16 protein-coding genes are annotated in these 18357 nt (G+C 51.1%); 14 read left to right on the forward strand and 2 right to left on the reverse strand.

From position 1 onward, the window contains the following. The first annotated feature begins 173 nt into the window (after positions 1-173). The 5 genes from ACQ66Q_RS01735 (at position 174) to ACQ66Q_RS01755 (ending at position 4356) form a co-directional block, all read left to right on the forward strand. A complete protein-coding gene (locus tag ACQ66Q_RS01735; protein WP_430455211.1) occupies positions 174-1259 on the forward strand; it encodes a flavin reductase family protein in 1086 nt (361 codons plus the stop codon). Continuing rightward, positions 1259-2335, forward strand: a complete 1077-nt coding sequence (locus tag ACQ66Q_RS01740; protein WP_430455212.1) for a fatty acid desaturase family protein — start codon at positions 1259-1261, stop codon at positions 2333-2335. Before ACQ66Q_RS01735 ends, ACQ66Q_RS01740 begins: the two co-directional genes overlap by 1 nt. 63 nt (positions 2336-2398) lie before the next feature. Beyond that, positions 2399-2782 carry a VOC family protein gene (locus tag ACQ66Q_RS01745; protein ID WP_430455213.1) on the forward strand — a complete coding sequence of 128 codons (384 nt, stop codon included), beginning with the start codon at positions 2399-2401 and terminating at the stop codon, positions 2780-2782. A 98-nt stretch (positions 2783-2880) separates the two neighbouring features. Beyond that, complete coding sequence (locus ACQ66Q_RS01750; RefSeq protein WP_430455214.1) at positions 2881-3327, forward strand: hypothetical protein; 447 nt, start codon at positions 2881-2883, stop codon at positions 3325-3327. Positions 3328-3555: 228 nt separating this feature from the next. Further along, positions 3556-4356, forward strand: a complete 801-nt coding sequence (locus ACQ66Q_RS01755; RefSeq protein WP_430455215.1) for a substrate-binding periplasmic protein — start codon at positions 3556-3558, stop codon at positions 4354-4356. Here the strand turns inward: ACQ66Q_RS01755 and mutH are convergent. After that, the gene (gene mutH / locus ACQ66Q_RS01760; protein ID WP_430455216.1) at positions 4353-5027 is read right to left on the reverse strand and encodes a DNA mismatch repair endonuclease MutH; all 675 of its coding nucleotides are present in this window, start codon (positions 5025-5027) and stop codon (positions 4353-4355) included. The genes ACQ66Q_RS01755 and mutH overlap by 4 nt on opposite strands. A 376-nt stretch (positions 5028-5403) precedes the next feature. Between mutH and rppH the strand changes: the two genes are divergently transcribed. The 7 genes from rppH (at position 5404) to ACQ66Q_RS01795 (ending at position 12128) form a co-directional block, all read left to right on the forward strand. After that, positions 5404-5904, forward strand: a complete 501-nt coding sequence (gene rppH / locus ACQ66Q_RS01765; RefSeq protein ID WP_208930928.1) for an RNA pyrophosphohydrolase — start codon at positions 5404-5406, stop codon at positions 5902-5904. Positions 5905-5951: 47 nt separating this feature from the next. After that, positions 5952-8213 carry a phosphoenolpyruvate--protein phosphotransferase gene (gene ptsP, locus ACQ66Q_RS01770; protein WP_430455217.1) on the forward strand — a complete coding sequence of 754 codons (2262 nt, stop codon included), beginning with the start codon at positions 5952-5954 and terminating at the stop codon, positions 8211-8213. Between the two features lie 97 nt (positions 8214-8310). Beyond that, positions 8311-9111: a prolipoprotein diacylglyceryl transferase gene (gene lgt, locus ACQ66Q_RS01775; protein WP_430455218.1), complete on the forward strand. Its 801-nt coding sequence runs from the start codon at positions 8311-8313 to the stop codon at positions 9109-9111. Further along, positions 9108-9941 carry a thymidylate synthase gene (locus ACQ66Q_RS01780; RefSeq protein ID WP_430455219.1) on the forward strand — a complete coding sequence of 278 codons (834 nt, stop codon included), beginning with the start codon at positions 9108-9110 and terminating at the stop codon, positions 9939-9941. Before lgt ends, ACQ66Q_RS01780 begins: the two co-directional genes overlap by 4 nt. 205 nt (positions 9942-10146) lie before the next feature. Beyond that, positions 10147-10659, forward strand: coding sequence for an RNA polymerase sigma factor (locus tag ACQ66Q_RS01785; RefSeq protein ID WP_377241899.1), 513 nt, complete (start codon positions 10147-10149; stop codon positions 10657-10659). Further along, complete coding sequence (locus ACQ66Q_RS01790; RefSeq protein WP_430455220.1) at positions 10649-11146, forward strand: hypothetical protein; 498 nt, start codon at positions 10649-10651, stop codon at positions 11144-11146. The genes ACQ66Q_RS01785 and ACQ66Q_RS01790 overlap by 11 nt, the downstream gene beginning before the upstream one ends. A 10-nt stretch (positions 11147-11156) precedes the next feature. Then, a complete protein-coding gene (locus tag ACQ66Q_RS01795; RefSeq protein WP_430455221.1) occupies positions 11157-12128 on the forward strand; it encodes a DUF4097 family beta strand repeat-containing protein in 972 nt (323 codons plus the stop codon). An 81-nt stretch (positions 12129-12209) separates the two neighbouring features. Here the strand turns inward: ACQ66Q_RS01795 and ACQ66Q_RS01800 are convergent, their stop codons facing one another. After that, the gene (locus ACQ66Q_RS01800) at positions 12210-13673 is read right to left on the reverse strand and encodes an OmpP1/FadL family transporter (RefSeq protein WP_430455222.1); all 1464 of its coding nucleotides are present in this window, start codon (positions 13671-13673) and stop codon (positions 12210-12212) included. Between the two features lie 323 nt (positions 13674-13996). Between ACQ66Q_RS01800 and ACQ66Q_RS01805 the strand changes: the two genes are divergently transcribed. Both ACQ66Q_RS01805 and ACQ66Q_RS01810 read left to right on the forward strand, forming a co-directional pair. Next, complete coding sequence (locus ACQ66Q_RS01805) at positions 13997-15064, forward strand: efflux RND transporter periplasmic adaptor subunit (RefSeq protein WP_430455223.1); 1068 nt, start codon at positions 13997-13999, stop codon at positions 15062-15064. A 68-nt stretch (positions 15065-15132) separates the two neighbouring features. Next, positions 15133-18354, forward strand: a complete 3222-nt coding sequence (locus ACQ66Q_RS01810; RefSeq protein ID WP_430455224.1) for an efflux RND transporter permease subunit — start codon at positions 15133-15135, stop codon at positions 18352-18354. Positions 18355-18357 lie beyond the last annotated feature (3 nt).

An 18357-nucleotide genomic window follows, 5' to 3' on the forward strand; every position in this document is an offset into this window, starting at 1 on the left:
GGGTACGTATGTACACTGAAACATCCTGTTTTTCATGAGCCTGCTCAGCTGTGGTATATTAATTAAAATCATACAAAACAATACCATGCGATTTTACGTGATTAAATTTCTGGAATATATTTTATTTTAAGAGTACAAATGTGCGCTGAAAATATGTAATTGGCAGTTCGTACATGAGTAGTATTTACCGACGGTTCTACACCGAGGTGTGTCAGACGTTGTTTCGTCAACCCAATATCGTGGACGCGGCAGAGCCGTTGATCCAGCGCGTTTTCCCGTGGTTCCGTGCCGATTTTTATGCGGCAAGAGTGCTGCAAATTAAACCTCAGGCCGGTTGTCTGCGATTGAAACTGAAAGTCAGTCGGTTTTTTCCATTGTTTACGCCAGGCCAACATCTGCAATTGCGGGTCAGTATTCAAGGCGTACCGATGGAACGGACCTTCAGCATATGCAGTAGCGTGCAACAACTGCATGCACAGCGCGAAATAGAACTGGCGGTAAAAATACAGCCGCAAGGTCGTTTTACCAGCGCCCTGAGCGGCGAATTAATCCCAGGTAGCTATGTCCATTTGGGGGCGCCGACCGGCGATTTTTCCTTGTCTCAGGACCATGCTGCTTGTCTGATCGCGGCCGGTAGTGGCGTCACACCGTTGTTCTCGATGCTGAATTCGCTGAGCCGGCTCACTGTTCCGCTGCTGTTTGTCTACAGCTATCGCGGTGCGGCGCAATTACTGTTTGCCGAGCACTGGGCAGAGTTACAGGCAAAGTTTCCTTTGTTGCAGTTAGTGCTGTGGGACTCTGCGGCGAGTGGGCGGCTGACACCTGAACGCTTATTTGCGAAGTTGCAGCCTGAGCTTCGCGGTAAGTTTCTGTTATGTGGTCCGACCGAGTTTACCCAGGATTTTCGCGCCGCATGTTTGGCACAGGGCGTCAGTCCGACCCAGATATCGACCGAAAGTTTTGGCTTGCTGCAGCCTACAGCGGCAAACAGTCAGCCAGTGCGGTTAGCGTTGGGGCGACAGCAACATGACTTGGGTGGGCAAGGCTCCATTTTACAGCGGGCTGAACAAAGTGGCCTGGTGTTGCGCTATGGCTGCCGCCGCGGTGTTTGTATGCAATGTCTATGTGACAAAAGCAGCGGCGTCGTGCGCAATCTGTTGACCGGAGAGTTATCGGATGCCGGCGCTGGCCGTATTCAGCTGTGTATCAGTGAGGCGGTAAGTCCGGTGGAATTAAGTAGTGAAGGGTTAGTCGTTTGATGAATAATTTACAAAATCCGCAGCCGGAAGCCATGCAACTGGACTCTCTGGCGTTGGAACTTGATCAGTTGTTACTTAAGGAAAAAGCCCGTCTTGGCCAGGCCGACGCCCGCTATTTACAACAGCTCATCTTCTGGCAACGCTGTGCAGCGCTCTGTGGCCGGCTAGGCATGCTGCTGTGTTGGTTTAGCTGGTGGTGGTTAGTGCCAGCCGTGCTGTTACTGGCGCTGGCAAAGATACTCGACAATATGGAAATCGGCCATAACGTGTTACATGGGCAGTATGATTTCCTGCGCCATCCTCGGCTTAATTCTCAACAATATGAATGGGATATAGCTTGTGATGCCAAATCATGGCAGCGCACCCATAATTTTGAGCACCATACTTATACCAACATTATTGGTCTGGACCGTGACTACGGTTATGGTCTGCTGCGACTCTCGGCAGATCTGCGCTGGCGCTTGCAAAACAGTTGGCAGTTCCTGACCTATCTGACCTTAAGCACGTTTTTTCAGTGGGGGATCGCTTATCACGAATTGGCCGCGCAACGGGTGTTTTTCGGCCGGAAAAAAGCGGAGCGTCACAGTCAGGTCTCAGATCAACAACTAAAATCTGCTTTTCTGACCAAAGCACGACGCCAGTTGCTGAAGGACTATCTGATTTATCCGTTGCTGTGCTGGCCGGTCGCGCTGCCGGTGCTGCTTGGCAATCTTGCCGCTAATCTGTTGCGAAACTGGTGGACTGCCACGGTGATCTTTTGTGGCCATTTCACCGGACAGGCGCAGGTGTTTCAGCCGGCTGACTGCATTGATGAAAGCCGTGGCCACTGGTACTACCGGCAAATTCTCGGCTCATCCAATTTTACCGGACCGCGTTGGTTGCATATTTTGACCGGGCACCTCAGCTGTCAGATTGAACATCACCTGTTCCCGGACTTGCCAGCCTGGCGTTATCCGGCCTTGTGTAACGAGGTGCGGGCGATCGCAGAGCGACACGGCATCCCATACAACAGCGGTAGTTTCGGCCGGCAATATCTGAGTGTACTGCAGCGGATATTGCGTTATTCCCGTCCTTAACGGCTTGACCTGTCTGGCAGAAATGTTCAGGCTGATGCTTTGTTCTGACAGACAGGTGCAAACATGACAGCATCAACGATTAGTGCTTTAAAACAATTGGCTTATGTCGTCTCTGATGTGCCGCGGGCAGTGGCTTTTTTTCAGCAATTGGGCTTGCCGTTGTTATTTCAGCCATCTGCGCAGTTGGCTTTTATGGCTATCGGGCCTGTGCGGTTGATGCTGACGCAACCACAGGGGGCTGGCATCGTTGGGCAAAACTCGGTGTTGTATTTACAGTGTCAGCAGATTGAAGCTGAGTATCAGCGCTTACAGGCGGCGGGTGTTGCCGGTGAAAAAGCGCCACACTGTGCGGCGCCAATGGGGGACTATGATTTGTGGTTGGCGTTTTTCCGCGATCCGGATGGTAATTTGTTGGCTTTACTCGAAGAAAAACTGACGAAAATCTGATATTTTCTGGCAATAGCGTCTACTGATTGCTATTCGCGCGCAAGTCTGGGTACACTCGGATTGAAAATAACAATAATATTATAAATCTGAGGCTTAGCTTGAGAAATCTATACTCGGGGTTCCTGCTGGGATTGCTGCTGATTTGCTCCAGTCTGTTTTACGGACTGGCCCTGACCAATTCCGATAAAAAATTTCAGCAACAGGCGTCGGTGTTGGACGGCACCTGGCGCTTAGTGTCGGTGCGCCAATTTGATGCGTCCGGTAACGCTCTGCCAGAGTCTGCGTCGGTGCAGGCACTGCAATCATTGAAGATTGTCGCAAACCGCCACTTCAGCCGTGTTACGACAGCGGACGATGGCAAAGTGATCAGCACCACTGCAGGTTTAATTGAACTCAGTACTGATTTGTATCGGGAGTACACCGGCTTTAAACCGGATGCCCGCAGCAGTCTTGCCTATCAATGGCAACTTGAGGAAGGCCGGCTGACACAACGGCGAACCGATAAAGATCAGGTGATTGAAGAGGTCTGGCAACTGGTGGAGTGAGCGTCAGTTCGCTGTAGTTTTCCGCTTCAAACCGGTTACATTCCGATATATTTCTGCGACTTCGTAAATATTTCTCTGCAGTTTCTGTAGATTGAATGCAAGGCGACGGAAATGCACTAAGCTTGCTCAGAACGAGTCAAATCGACGGGGCAAGTTATGAAATCTTCAGGTTTTGTTTGCTTAATATCCGTACTTTTCGTCCTTGCAGCATGTGGCCCTCAGGCGCCAATGCCTGCCCAGCCAGAATCAACATCAGCCAGCAGTGCCACACCAGAACCCAAAACACCCGCAGCAGTTGCCGTAACAAATGCAGTCACGCCAGTGGCGGCACAGTGTCAGCTTAAGCTTGGCTTTGAAGCCTGGGAACCCTACCAATATACAGCGCTGGATAACAAACCTTCAGGTCTTGATATCGAGTTAGTCCAGGCGATTGCCCAGCAGATGGGCTGTGAAATCATTGCCCAACAAGGCAGCTGGACAGATTTAATCAGTTCGCTGAAAGCCGGAAATGTCGACTTGTTGCTTGGCGCTTCGATTACGCCGGCCCGTCAGGAATATGCGCATTTTTCCGAGCCGTACCGGCAGGAGCAATTTGTGTTGTTTGTCCGTTCGGCGGACGTAGCCGGTTATCCACAAAATACCTTGGCAGAATTTATTGGTGCCGGTAAAAAAGTAGGCATCATCAGTGAATACTACTATGGGACTGAGTTTGCGGATTTATATAACCAGGCGCCGCTAAAACAACAATTTGTCGAAGCATCTTTAAGCGAACTGAATCTGGCACGGCTGCTGGATGAGGATATCGATGGCATGCTGGAAGACAGTTTTGTCGGCCATGCGATGCTCAGACGCAAAGGTCTGGATAAACAAATTGGTGCGCATTCTATTTCAATGGGCAATACCGATGTGTTTGTGATGTTTAGCAAAGCCACAGTGAAAGCAGAGCAGGTCAGTGCTTTTAATCAGGCGTTAGCCGCGATAAAAGCCGATGGCCGCTACAACGGCATTATCCAGCGTTATATCCATTAAAGGCGAGAAGTCGCTTGCTGCAGGATTTGACTGGTAAAGCTTGTTTTCAGATAAAACCCGCGCGGCAGAGCTTGGACTGGCTCGCCGCCGGGACCAATCGCCAGCGTCAGCGCTTTACTGTTGGCTCCTTTCGGCCGTAACTGAAGAACTTTGCCATGCGCACCGCGGATTTGGTCCAGACCTCCCAGCGCCAATAAATCCATTAGTTCTTCCCAGTCCTGTTGCAACAGCTGCTGTTGCTGTGGGTCGGGCTGCCATAAAAACGCCCGGCCGATCATCCGCTCGCCTAACGGAATATCCCGCGAGGCCAGCACGGGGACCCACAAGACATGTTGCAGTTTTCGGCATACCCAGGAATCTTGCCAACGCTGCAGAGTTGCGCCGGTCATTGGCGCCACACACACATAAGTACTTTCCAGCGGCTTGCCAGTCCGGTCGACTGGCAGAGTCTTCAGTTCAACCGCCAGATGCGGGAAGTCAGGTTCTGCCTTGGAACCGGCACTGGCGCCGAGGGCCAGTTCAATCAACTGACCGACTGTCCCTTTGTCACGACGCAGATCTGCAGGCAAGTTCTGCCGGAGTTCGGCAGCTAATTCAGTCAGGGTCATGCCCGCCAGTGCATGGGCGCGGTGCAATAATTCAGCAGTGGAATCAGGGGGAGAAGGGCGCATATCAGAGTCCGAGTATCACTCTGAACACACTAACATTTTCAGCCGGATTTTTCTGGCGATTTTATCAGCAATCCAACTTATGCACAGCGCTGGGCGGCTTTCAATGTGAGAAAATGCAACCTAAATGCATGAAAAATAATGTTTTTTAATATTGTAGTTGTTTGGTTTTGTCGCGTTCTGATGAGTTATTCAGGGATAAGAACATGGATATGCACAGTTATATGCACAGTCTCTGTGTAAAAGTGCACAGAGGCATACTGTATAAATGCCAAGTTGTGGATAACTTGAGGGCAAGCAGAGAGAAATTCAGTTTGCTGTCCCTGCCACTTTGTGAAAGAATCAGGACAACGCTGTTGTAAACAAGCCAGAGGTTTGTGTGATCGATGCCGAAGGCTTTCGGGCCAACGTCGGTATAGTGATTTGTAATCACCAGGGACAGGTGTTTTGGGCTCGCAGATACGGACAGCATTCTTGGCAGTACCCACAAGGTGGCATTGATGATGGCGAAACGCCAGAGCAAGCGATGTACCGGGAACTACATGAAGAAGTTGGTTTAACCGCGGCAGATGTTGAAATAGTGGCAACCACGAAACACTGGTTACGCTACAAACTGCCGAAGCGTTTGATCCGACGGGATTCAAATCCGGTGTGCATCGGGCAAAAACAAAAATGGTTTTTGCTGCGGTTAACCTGCCGGGATGAAGATGTCAATCTGCTGAAAACCACGCATCCTGAATTCGATGACTGGCGTTGGGTCAGTTATTGGTACCCGGTGCGGCAAGTTGTGGCTTTTAAGCGGGAAGTTTACCGGAAAGTCATGAAAGAGTTTGCCCCAATCGCTTTACCTTTTGTTCGACGGGAAGTTAAAAAGAAATAAACAAATGCCAGCCTGTGGCTGGCATTTGTTGTTATGTGAGGTCAACCATGCTCAGCCAGTTGCGACGGATCGTGCAGGACGTAGCCCAGGAGCCTTCGCTGGACAGCGCTTTGGCCGGATTGGTCCGCAACGTGAAACACGCGCTGCGTACAGAGTGCTGCTCGGTTTACCTCGCTGATTACGAACAACAACAATTTATGCTGATGGCCACTGACGGACTAAATCCGGATGCGATCGGCAAAGTTTCTATCGGTTTTTCTGAAGGACTGATCGGCTGGGTTGGTCAGCGTGAAGAACCAATTAATCTGGCGCAGGCCCATCTGCATCCACGCTTTAAAGTTACCCCTGAAGTTTCTGAAGACTGTTTCTCCGCATTTCTGGGTTGCCCAATCATTCACCACCGTAAAGTCCTTGGTGTATTGACCATTCAGCAATCCGATTCGCGCATTTTTAATGAAGATGAAGAGTCGTTTCTCGTCACATTAGGCGTGCAGCTGGCGTCTGTGCTGGTCAACGCGGAAATGCGCAAAGTGTCAGCCGGCACGTCATCGACGCAGCAAAACAGCCAGATGCAAGGTTTAATCGGTGCGCCGGGTATTGCGATTGGCGAAGGGTACATTCTGCAACCAGCTAGTGATTTTGATGCCATTTCGCTCAAACACAGTGATGATCCGGAAAAAGAACTGAATCGGTTTTACCGGGCAGTCAAAGTCACCAAAGCCGAATTTAATCGTCTCGCCGAGCGGATGAGCGGGCATTTGCCTGCTGATGCACTGGCAATTTTTGATGTCTACCATCAGTTGTTGGACGCCGCCAGCCTCGGCAATGAAATTGAAGCGCAAATCAAACTCGGCTGGTGTGCCAAAAGCGCTCTGAAGCTGGTTGTTGAGCGGTTTGCCCGCCAGTTTGATGACATGGATGACCCCTATCTGCGTGAGCGTGGCACCGATATTCGTGATTTGGGACAGCGGGTGTTAAATCACTTGCTGGAAACTGAACAACGTCAACACCGTCTGCCGGCGCAAGTCGTGCTGGTTGCAGAAAATGTCACCGCATCCATGTTGGCCGAAATTCCGCGCGCGCAGTTAGTCGCGATCGTGTCATTAAAAGGCTCGGTTAACTCACACGCCGCGATTATGGCGCGCGCTTTGGGTATTCCTGCCGTGATGGGCGTTGACGAATTGCCTTTAATGCAATGGCAAGGCCAGCGTCTGATTGTTGATGGTTATCAGGGCCACATTCTGGTGTCGCCAGCCGACGCGATTTGTCAGGAATACCGTCAGCTCATTACCAAAGATGCTGAGCTCAGTGCCCGTTATCAGTCAGAATTGCATCTGCCGGCGCAAAGCAGTTGTGGCCAACAATTCAGTCTGATGGTGAACTCCGGTCTTGCGATTGAGATAGAAACAACGCAGTCTGAATTCACCAACGGTGTCGGCCTGTATCGGACTGAATTTCCCTTTATTATGCGTAGCCGTTTTCCGACAGAGCTGGAACAGGTCGAGCTGTATCGCAAGGTGTTTCAGGGCTATCCGGGAAAATCCGTGGTGATGCGGACATTGGACGTCGGTGGCGATAAGCCATTGCCGTATTTTCCAATCTCAGAAGAAAATCCGTTTTTAGGCTGGCGCGGGATCCGGCTGACGCTCGACCACCCGGAAATTTTTTTGGTGCAAATCCGCGCCATGCTTAAAGCAAATATCGGTTACAACAGCTTGCACATTTTGTTGCCAATGATTTCTGATCTGGCCGAAGTGGACGAATCGCTACGGTTAATCCGGCAGGCCTGGTTTGAGGTCGACGATGAGTTTAACGGTGAGAATATCGTCGCCAAACCAAAAGTCGGCGTGATGATTGAAGTGCCTTCCATCATGTTTCAGCTGCCTGAATTGGCGCGGAAAGTTGACTTTTGTTCGGTCGGAACCAACGATTTAACCCAGTACCTGCTGGCGGTCGATCGGAACAACCCACGGGTCGGTAATTTATACGATGCGATGCATCCGGCGGTATTACGGGCGCTAAATCAGTTAGGCCAACAAGCCCATGGTTTGCAGTTTCCGATCAGTATCTGCGGCGAACTTGGCGGTGAACCGCTCGGCGTGTTAACACTGGCAGCGATGGGCTTCAATAGTTTTAGTATGAACCATAGTAATCTGGCCAAAATTAAATGGTTATTGCGCCGGATTGATTTAGCCGAACTGCGGCTGCTGTTGCCGGACGTGTTGGCCTGTCAATCGCCAAAACAGGTCAGAGTGCTGGTCCAGCGTTTTCTTGATCAGAAACAATTGTTGAATCAGTTGCGCGCCTGATCGGCTTCGATGGTAGATCCGGCACAAAGCCCTTGGCTTTCGCGCCGGTTCTCGTATCATGTGGCCTTTAATTTTTCATCTGCTGACGAGTTGTCTAATGTCGCCATCTTATCTGGTATTCCCACAAATTGACCCGGTGATTTTCAGCCTGGGTCCGCTCAGTATCCGTTGGTACGGGCTGATGTATCTGATTGCTTTTGTTATGGCCAATTATCTGGCGAATCGCGCGGCCGATAAGCCGAACTCAGGCTGGACGCGCGATCAGGTCAGTGATTTGATGTTTTACGGTTTCCTCGGTGTGGTGCTGGGTGGCCGGGTTGGCTACGTACTGTTTTACAACTTCGGTGAGTTTCTGGCCGATCCGCTGTATCTGTTCCGTACCTGGGAAGGCGGCATGTCATTTCACGGCGGTGTACTGGGTGTGTTGACTGCTATGTGGCTGCTCAGCCGGAAATTTAATAAAAGCTATCTGCAGCTTGGTGATTTTGTTGTCATGCTGCTGCCACTAGGCCTTGGTGCAGGCCGGATTGGTAACTTTATTAACGGTGAATTGTGGGGACGCACTGCAGAGGTGCCCTGGGCCATGCTATTTCCGGGCGCCGGCCCGTTGCCGCGTCACCCAAGTCAGCTGTATGAATTCTTCTTCGAAGGTATAGTGCTGTTTTTGATGCTGGTTTGGTACAAAAAGCGTAATCCGCCGGCGGGCAATATCGGTGGTCTGTTTCTGCTGGGCTATGGCGTTTTCCGCTTTGGCATTGAGTTTTTCCGCGAGCCGGATGCGCATCTTGGCATCCTCAGTCTTGGCATGTCGATGGGACAGTGGCTCTGTATGCCGATGATCCTCAGTGGTATTGCCTTGATTGTCTGGGGTTATCGCCGCGAAGGGAGCAAAGCATGAAACAGTATCTGGATTTGATGCGTCATGTGCTGGAGCAGGGCCATCGGAAAACCGACCGCACCGGCACAGGTACCATTAGCGTGTTTGGTTATCAGATGCGCTTTAATCTGGCCGAAGGCTTTCCTTTGGTCACCACCAAAAAATGCCATTTGAAATCGATCATTCATGAGCTACTGTGGTTTTTACAGGGCGATACCAATATCGGTTATCTGAAAGCCAATGGCGTGTCGATTTGGGATGGCTGGGCCACTGACGACGGTGAATTGGGCCCGGTTTATGGTGCGCAGTGGCGCAGTTGGCAGGGCGCTGATGGACAGGTCATTGATCAAATCAGCCAGTTGATTACAGACATCAAACGCACACCCGATTCGCGCCGGCTGATAGTCAGCGCCTGGAACCCGGCCTTGTTACCTGATACGCAGTTTTCGCCGCGCGAAAACGCAGCACAGGGTAAACAGGCGTTGCCACCTTGCCATACGTTGTTCCAGTTTTATGTCAATGACGGCAAGTTATCTTGCCAGCTGTATCAGCGCAGCGCAGATATTTTCCTCGGCGTGCCGTTTAACATCGCCAGCTACGCGTTGTTGACACTGATGGTGGCGCAAGTCTGTGATTTAGCGCCCGGTGATTTTATCCATACCTTTGGTGATGCGCATTTGTATCTGAACCATCTGGAACAGGTGGAACTGCAACTGAGCCGCACACCTTACCCGTTACCTCAGATGAAGTTGAATCCGGCAGTGAAAGATATTTTTGCTTTTTCCTTTGCTGATTTTGAACTGCAGGGCTATCAGGCCCATCCGCATATCAAAGCGCCAGTCGCGATCTAGCGCAGTCAAAGCCTTCGTACGATGGCACATTATTTCCCAGTAGAGCCGGTGTTAAGCCGGCTTTTTTACAGCTATAAGCCGCTTTAAACGGCTGAAAAACTGCACCATGGTTTTATTTCAGCATTTTTTACCGCTGCTTTAAACCATTGGCAACAGCCTTGCGACTACACTGACAACAACAATTTAAGATGGAAATTGCATCCCGATGCAGCAACAGGTGGAAACCTGGGTTAATCAGGCAAAAAAAGGTGATCAACAAGCTTTTTATCAGTTGTATCATCAATTTAAAGGACGGGTTTATGCAATCTGCCTGCGCTTGCTGGCCGATCGCGGCCAGGCCGAAGACGCCACTCAGGAAGCCTTCGTGCGCGCTTGGCAACAACTACCTGGATTTCGCGGCGATAGCAGCTTTTCAACCTGGTTACACAGTATCAGCAGCCGCACGGCCGTCGATTTATGGCGGAAAAACAAAGTCATGCGGTTGGTTGTTGATGAGGAACCGGAAGAACAAGGTTATCTCGATGTGCCGGAAATGCCGCAGCTGGAACAGGCGATTTTGCGCCTGCCAGCTCAGGCCCGCGCCGTTTTTGTGTTATTCGCGCTGGAAGGCTATCAGCACAATGAAATTGCTGAGTTGCTCGGCATCGCCGAAGGCAGCAGTAAAGCCCAATATCACCGGGCAAGACAGTTATTACGGAGTTGGTTAGATGAAAACTGAGCAGCAGTTAGATGCACTGATTTCACAGTTAGCACCAGAGGTTGAACCTCAACGCGACTTATGGCCAGAACTGTCCGCACGGCTGGCGCCGCGCCGGCAACCGGTTTACCGCAACTGGCTGGGGGTAGCTGCAGCCGCAGTACTGACATTCTGGTTCTGGCCACAGCAGCCGGCAATCGAACCGCAGCTGAGCTTTGAAACCGCCGAATCAACCGATGACAGCGGATTGCTATTAGCGGTCAGTCAGCAGCTACAACAGCAACTGAACGCTGAACAAACCCGTCAGCTTAAAGGGTTAAAGCAAGTACCGGAAGGATTTACGGACTGGTCACGGCAACTGTTAATCTGGGACAAAGCTCAGGGGCAGATTGAGCTGGCATTACAGTTCCAGCCGGATGACCAAAAATTAATTCAACAATTACAACGTATTCAGCAACAACAACTTAGCTACATTGCCAAACTGGTAAAAACCAGCGAACTGACTTAGGAGTACAACCATGGATCTATCAACGAAACAACAATTGAAACTGACAGTGCTGGCGTTGGCCTTATTGCAGGCACCAGCCTGGGCTGCCGGCGAGGCGATTGACCAAAGCCGCACTGTCAGTGCCACCGAAAAAATCGAAATTGAAAATATGCGCGGTGAAGTTCGGATCGTCGCCGTCAAAGGAACCAAATTCAGTGTCAAAGGCACGCTGGACGAAAAAGCTGAAGGCTATGAGCTGACTTCGGAGAAAGGCGTCACCCGTTTTCAGGTCAAAATGCCACGCACTATTTACGGCGGCTGGAATTCGGAGAAACAAGAAGGCTCAGATCTGACGATTGAAGTGCCGGTTGGCAGTGAGCTGAAATTTAGTGGCGTCAATGCCAATGTCAGCGCCGTCGGCGTCGAAGGCGGCGCCAAACTGACCACGGTCAACGGTGCGGTCAGTGGCGAGAAACTCAAAGGCGATATCGTACTGGAAACTGTCAACGGTCAGATCAACAGCGTCGACAACGCCGGCCGTTTGCATCTGACTACCGTCAACGGTGAAATCAACGATAAAGGCTCAAGTGGTTCGCTGGAAGTGGAATCGGTGAATGGTGAGATCTCTGCGCAAAGCAGCGCCCGTGAAGTTGAACTGGAAGTCGTTAACGGCGAAGGCAAACTAGACCTGAACGGCACTGAGCGGCTGGAATTCAGCAGCGTCAATGGCGAGATCCGTGCGGTACTGAAAAACAGTAAAAAACCGAAAGTATCGGCCAGCAGCGTCAGCGGTGCCAGCCGCTTGACTCTGGATGCTGATGTCAGTGCCCGCTTTGACCTCGAAGCCAGTGCCGGCGGGGATATCGACAATGGCCTGACTGACGACAAACCGACTCGCGCTAAATATGGCCCACGCCGTCATCTGGAGTTCAGTACCGGCAGTGGCGAAGGTAATATCGAGATCTCAACAGTGTCTGGTGAAATTGAACTGAAGAAAAACTAAACCGTCTTGGTGAGGCCCGCAGTGTTGCTGCAGGCCTGTTCAACCAGACCCACTCCGGTGGGTCTGGTGCTCTCTGCAGATTTAATAGCGATAATTCAGCTGCATGCCTAATAACCAGGCATCGTTGTCAAAATGCGCGTTCAGACCGGATTTATACAACGCCACTTCCTGCACATTGTATTCACGTTCCCGAACGTTTAAAGCGTCCATCCACATCCAGCCGGCGGCCAGATCCAGCGTCCAGTGTGCTGACATTTGCTGGTTCATACCGATGGTCCACCAGATGCGATCAGTGGTTGGCACCCGTGCGGTGCGATGTGATTGTTCGATCGGATTTTCGTCAAATGCCAGACCGGTTTTCAGCGTGCGGTCGCTTTGGACTTTCCAGCTCAGGCCCAGCGCGGCGGAGAAGCTGTCGCGCCAGTGTTCAGGAATATAACCAATATAACCGGCTTGATTCAGATTCTGTGGCTGTTGTGTCGACAACGAAATAGACGGGGTGGCGTCACGGCTGATGATATCAATCGACCGAAAGTCACTCCACAGTGTCCAGCTCAGACTGGCCTGCCAGGACCAGGTAGCATTGAGCTGATGGTCAAGACTCAGAGCAAGGCTGGCAGGTGTGGTCAAAGCCAGTTCACTGGCTTCGATCGCCAACGGATTCACGGCGAGTTTTCCGGTTTGCTTGCTGATGGCGGGTAATGTAGGGCCTACCACGATAAAATTACTGTTACCGGCAACTTGTGCACCTGTCACGGGCGTGTTGCTGATCACAGAATCGCCTTGCAGGTTGAACCGAATAGCGCTGTGATACGCCAGCGCGATGCGAAGATCAGGGTTTAACTCACCATGCAGGCCAATACTGTAACCAACAGCAAGGTCATCGCCAGTGACCGAATAGTGGCTCTGGCATACCAATGGGTTATAGACATCAGCCTTATACAGTTGATTGATACCGGCGCCAAGTTCACATAAGCCATTGTGATCTTTAAATTTAGACAAGGTGCCTTCGGCATGATTCAGGCTGAGCCCTAAGCCAAGCGACCATTGTTCGGTCAGCTTGTAACCGGCAACCGCTGTCAATGCCAACACTTCAATCGCTGTTTCATCGGCGAAATAACGGCCAGCCCAATCATCCTGATAATCGGCCGACAAGCCAAAAGGCACATAAAAACCAGCGCCAAGCGATAACCGGTCATCCACCGGTGTGCTGTAAAACACAAAAGGCACGGCTTCATTCAAACTATTTTTGCCATCGGCACGACCAACCACGGCAGAACCAGCGGCACTTTGCGCACTGACCTGATTGTATTTGGTTTCGGCATGGATCAAATTCAAACCGCCCGCCCATTGTGCTGCTGACAATTCTGTAATAGCCGCTGGGTTAGAGTACACCAGACTGGCATCGGTGATTTGGGCGCCACGGCCGGCATAGGCATTGCCCATGGCACTGACGGACTGCTCAAAAAGTTTATAGCCTTCGGCCTGGACAAGCTGACTGTAACAAACTGCGGAGATTAAAAGGGCGAGACTGGATTTTTTCATCAGGACATCAAACTCTGTGCATGAAAGGGATTTCTGGACGGACCAGTTTTGAAAGCGCCGCAGTATAAGGCGATTCACAAAAGTGGCATAGCGGAACGTATCGCAGAAAAGTGTGATTAGTCGCAAATGACATTTGAGCTAAACAACTAATTAGTAGCGAAATTTACTATCGAATCGAAACATTTTGTTGCAACTGCGTCAGTTGAAGGCTGTATATCTTAATGATTTTAAAGCATAAAATTCATGATATCGGACATGGCACGACAGCTGCAAACTGCCAGCATCACAGTTTAAAAAATTGACCACCAGGCAAGGAATTCAACATGAACAATATCTCTCAACTTTCCAAAGCAGTCTCGCTGGTATTATTGACCTCGACGTTGCTGCTCAGCGGCTGCGAATCTGCCAACAGCAGCCCGGATACCGAGAAAAAGGACATCGTGGTCAGTATCCCGGTTGAAGCGGCTAAAGTCAGCCGTGGCGAAATCAGCAGCACTTACCGCACCACCTCTACGTTAGAAGCTAAAGCCGACGCTGAAGTGAACAGTAAAGCGACCGGCATCGTGCAAACCCTGTTGGTGGAAGAAGGTGATCATGTGCAGGCTGGTCAAGTGCTGGCTACCTTGGATACAGAGCGCCAACAGTTAGCGCTGGCGAAGGGCAAAGCAGATTTAGGCCAGCTGAAAAGTGAATTAGAACGTGTAGAGAAAATGCACCAGCGCAAATTGGTCAGTACAGATGTTTACGACAAATTGAAATGGCAGGTGGAATCGTTAGATGCATCGGTGCGGATGCAGGAGTTGGCGCTGCGGGATACCAAAATCATCGCGCCAATTAGCGGTGTAATTGCCCGCCGTTACGCCAAAGTAGGGCAGCTCATCACCGAGTTCTCTTCAAAAGCTCTGTTCCATGTCGTGTCACAGCAATATCTCGAAGCAGTAATTAATCTGCCGGAACATCAGTTAACCCGCGCTAAAGTGGGGCAGACTGCATATCTGAACTTTGCCGGCATCCCACAATTACAGGCCAAGATTATCCGCATTTCGCCGGTGGTTGACGCGACCACAGGTACCGCCCGGGTCACTATCGGTGTGCAAAATGACGACCTGAGCCTCAAAGCCGGTATGTTTGCCCAAATTGAACTGCAATACGACACCAAAGCTGCCGCTTTGTTAGTGCCAAAACGTGCGGTACTTGCGATGGATAACAGCAGCTCAGTGTTTGTGGTGAAAGATGGCAAAGTGCTGCGTAAAGCAGTAAAAACCGGCTACGAAAACGACGCCATGATCGAAATTACCGACGGGATCACTGAAGGTGAAGAAGTGGTAACGGCAGGTCAGGCTAGCCTGAAAGATGCCAGCACTGTCACTGTGATCTCCAGCAACAGCTAATTCAGACCACACGGGAAGCGACTGTGCTTCCCGTCCTTCCAATAAAAAAATACAACAGGAATGTGCTTATGAAACTGGTCAATGTCGCGGTGGCCCGTCCGGTCACGATCTGGATGTTTACCCTGGGGATCATGTTGTTTGGTCTGGTGGCAATGTCGCGTTTAGCGGTCAATCTGCTGCCGGACTTGTCTTATCCGACTTTAACTATCCGCACCGAATACGCCGGCGCAGCGCCAGCGGAAGTCGAGCAGCTGGTTAGTAAACCAATTGAAGAAACCGTTGGCATCGTCAAAGGCATCCGCAAAGTCGAATCGGTAAGTCGTGCCGGTCGCTCCGACGTCATTATGGAATTCGACTGGGGTACCGACATGGACCTGGCCGGTCTTGAAGTGCGGGAGAAACTCGACGTCCTGTTGTTGCCACTGGACATTAAAAAACCACTGTTGCTGCGCTTTAATCCGAATCTGGATCCGATTTTACGGCTGGCATTGACCCGCAGTGATGCACCGCAAGGCCTGAGCAATGCGCAGCAAGTTGCGCTGCGTACCTTTGCTGAAGAAGATTTGCGCCGTCGCCTGGAGTCGCTGACCGGTGTCGCTGCGGTGCGGCCGGATGGTGGCCTGACCCAAGAAATTCAGGTGCTGATCGACAATGAAAAGCTGGCGCAGCTGAAACTGGATATTAAAACCGTCAATGCCCGCCTGACAGAGCAGAACATCAACCAGTCTGGCGGTCGTCTCGAAACTGCGGCACATGATTATCTGGTCAGAACTATTAACCAGTTTGCCACGCTGGATGAAATGCGTAATTTGTACATTGCCACCGTCAATGGCAGCCATGTCCGTTTGTCTGATATCGCCGAAGTCCGCGATGCTTTTGTTGACCGCAACAGTATTACCTATGTAAACGGTAAAGAAGCCATTGAAATTGCGATTTATAAAGAAGGTGATGCCAACACAGTACAAGTGGCGAAAACATTGCTGGGCCGCCTCGACGATCTGAAAAAGAATTTGCCAACCGGCTACGAACTGACGCTGGTGTATGACCAGTCCACTTTTATCAGCGATGCGATTAATGAAGTGAAATCGTCGGCCTGGCAAGGTGGTTTACTGGCAATGCTGGTGATTTACCTGTTCCTGCGTAATGTTTGGACCACGCTGGTTATCTCAATTTCAATCCCGTTGTCGGTGATAGCCACTTTCAATCTGATGCACAGTCAAGGCATCAGTCTGAACATCATGAGTCTCGGTGGTATTGCGCTGGCGATTGGTATGTTGGTAGATAATGCCATTGTTGTGCTGGAAAACATCTCCCGGTATCGCGAGCAGGGTATGGCGCCGCTGGAAGCTGCGAAAAAAGGTGCCAGCGAAGTTTCAATGGCGATCACCGCATCGACATTAACCACAGTTGCCGTGTTTTTCCCGCTGGTATTTGTCGAAGGAGTTGCTGGCCAACTGTTCAAAGATCAGGCGCTGACCGTCACGTACGCGTTGCTGGCATCTTTATTGGTTGCATTGACGTTGATCCCAGCGATGGCGGCGCGTGAGCGCGTCGGCGTAGCAGAACCGATGGTACTGGCCGCCGTGGAAAAAGTGGTTCCAGTTAAAAACTGGAAATACTGGCTGACTTTACCTTTGCGGTTGGTCGGCAAGTTAATCGGTGCGCTCATCTCTGGTGTCATTACACTGTGGACTTTGATCTGGCGATTGATTTGTAAGATTTGCAGCCTGCTGTTTGGCCCTTTGGTCAATCTGGTGCAGCGTTTTATTGTCGCGCTGGAACGGGGTTATCGTCGCTCGTTAAAGTGGGTGCTACAGGCTCGGGGTATGGCGATGACTGTCACTTTGGTCGTGACACTGGCTTGTTATGCATTGATCCCGCGTCTTGGCTTTGACGTGATCCCAACCATGAGTCAGGGCGAATTCTATGTTGAGCTGCATTTGCCGGTCGGAACCGCCATCGAGCATACCGACAAGGCACTGAAACAGTTGGCTGGGGTTGCGGCGAAACAACCACAAGTCGAACGTACTTACGCTCAGGCCGGCACCGGTCAGCAAATGACGGTTGACCCGAGCATTGGTGGCAGTCATTGGGGCCGCTTGAATATCGTGTTAAAAGCCGGTACCAGCGCGACCGACGAGCAACAGGTTATGCAATCAATGCGTGATGCAGTAGCCGGTATGCCGGAAGTGACAGCGAAAATTGATACACCAGAATTATTCAGCTTCTCGACGCCACTGGAAATTGAGCTGGCCGGCCATGACCTTGGTAATTTAAAAGCGGCGTCAGAGCAAGTGGTGCGGGCGCTGGAAGCTCAGGACCGCTTTACTGACATCAAATCCAGTCTGCGGGCTGGTCAGCCGGAAATCACCTTACATTTTGACCACGCGCGTCTGTCTCAGCTTGGTATGACTGCGTCTGACGTGGCGAAACGGGTGGCGAACTACGTCGGAGGCGAAGTGGCTGGTCAATACAGCATTCAGGACCGCAAAGTAGATATCCGGGTGCGTCTGGCCGAGCAATACCGTAATTCTGAGCAAGAACTGGCGCAAATTATTATCAATCCGGGCAGCGCATCACCATTGCCTTTGTCGGCCGTCGCAAACATCAGTCGAGAGATTGGTCCGAGCGAAATCACCCGCATTGGCCAGCAGCGGGTTGCGGTGATCAGTGCCAACCTAGCGTACGGTGACCTTGAACAAGCTACGCAGAACGCACGGCAGGTCTTGAACAGCCAGCAGTGGCCCTATGGCGTGACGGCGAGTTTGGTCGGTCAGAGTGAAGAAATGGAACGTTCGTACAATTCGTTGATGATTGCCTTAGCACTCGCCGTATTTCTGGTGTACCTGGTGATGGCGTCTCAATTTGAAAATCTGCTGCAGCCGATGCTGATTTTGTTCACAGTGCCTTTGGCTGGTGCGGGTGCGGTGCTTGGCTTATGGCTGACAGATACGCGGATCTCGGTGATTGTGTTTATCGGTTTTATTATGCTGGCTGGTATCGTGGTGAACAACGCTATCGTGTTAATCGATCGGATCAACCAGTTACGTGCAGAAGGCTGGGCATTAGCGGACGCCATTATTGAATCCGGCGGCACCCGTTTACGTCCGGTGTTGATGACCACACTGACCACTGTGCTGGGTTTATTGCCAATGGTGTTTGGCGGCGAAGGCGCTGAATTACGTGCACCCATGGCAATCACAGTGATTTTTGGTTTGTCTCTGTCAACGTTGCTGACGCTGTTTTTCATCCCGGTGATTTATCACCTGACCGCCCGTAAAACGGCCTGAGGA

Source organism: Rheinheimera sp. (genome assembly GCF_965283995.1).
Lineage (GTDB): Bacteria > Pseudomonadota > Gammaproteobacteria > Enterobacterales > Alteromonadaceae > Pararheinheimera.

Excerpts from the sequence above, each read along its gene's own strand:
- ACQ66Q_RS01735 (WP_430455211.1), top strand. The coding sequence starts at position 174 with ATGAGTAGTATTTACCGACGGTTCTACACCGAGGTGTGTCAGACGTTG.
- ACQ66Q_RS01740 (WP_430455212.1), top strand. The coding sequence starts at position 1,259 with ATGAATAATTTACAAAATCCGCAGCCGGAAGCCATGCAACTGGACTCT.
- ACQ66Q_RS01745 (WP_430455213.1), top strand. The coding sequence starts at position 2,399 with ATGACAGCATCAACGATTAGTGCTTTAAAACAATTGGCTTATGTCGTC.
- ACQ66Q_RS01755 (WP_430455215.1), top strand. The coding sequence starts at position 3,556 with ATGCCTGCCCAGCCAGAATCAACATCAGCCAGCAGTGCCACACCAGAA.
- mutH (WP_430455216.1), bottom strand. The coding sequence starts at position 5,027 with ATGCGCCCTTCTCCCCCTGATTCCACTGCTGAATTATTGCACCGCGCC.
- ptsP (WP_430455217.1), top strand. The coding sequence starts at position 5,952 with ATGCTCAGCCAGTTGCGACGGATCGTGCAGGACGTAGCCCAGGAGCCT.
- lgt (WP_430455218.1), top strand. The coding sequence starts at position 8,311 with ATGTCGCCATCTTATCTGGTATTCCCACAAATTGACCCGGTGATTTTC.
- ACQ66Q_RS01780 (WP_430455219.1), top strand. The coding sequence starts at position 9,108 with ATGAAACAGTATCTGGATTTGATGCGTCATGTGCTGGAGCAGGGCCAT.
- ACQ66Q_RS01785 (WP_377241899.1), top strand. The coding sequence starts at position 10,147 with ATGCAGCAACAGGTGGAAACCTGGGTTAATCAGGCAAAAAAAGGTGAT.
- ACQ66Q_RS01790 (WP_430455220.1), top strand. The coding sequence starts at position 10,649 with ATGAAAACTGAGCAGCAGTTAGATGCACTGATTTCACAGTTAGCACCA.
- ACQ66Q_RS01795 (WP_430455221.1), top strand. The coding sequence starts at position 11,157 with ATGGATCTATCAACGAAACAACAATTGAAACTGACAGTGCTGGCGTTG.
- ACQ66Q_RS01800 (WP_430455222.1), bottom strand. The coding sequence starts at position 13,673 with ATGAAAAAATCCAGTCTCGCCCTTTTAATCTCCGCAGTTTGTTACAGT.
- ACQ66Q_RS01805 (WP_430455223.1), top strand. The coding sequence starts at position 13,997 with ATGAACAATATCTCTCAACTTTCCAAAGCAGTCTCGCTGGTATTATTG.
- ACQ66Q_RS01810 (WP_430455224.1), top strand. The coding sequence starts at position 15,133 with ATGAAACTGGTCAATGTCGCGGTGGCCCGTCCGGTCACGATCTGGATG.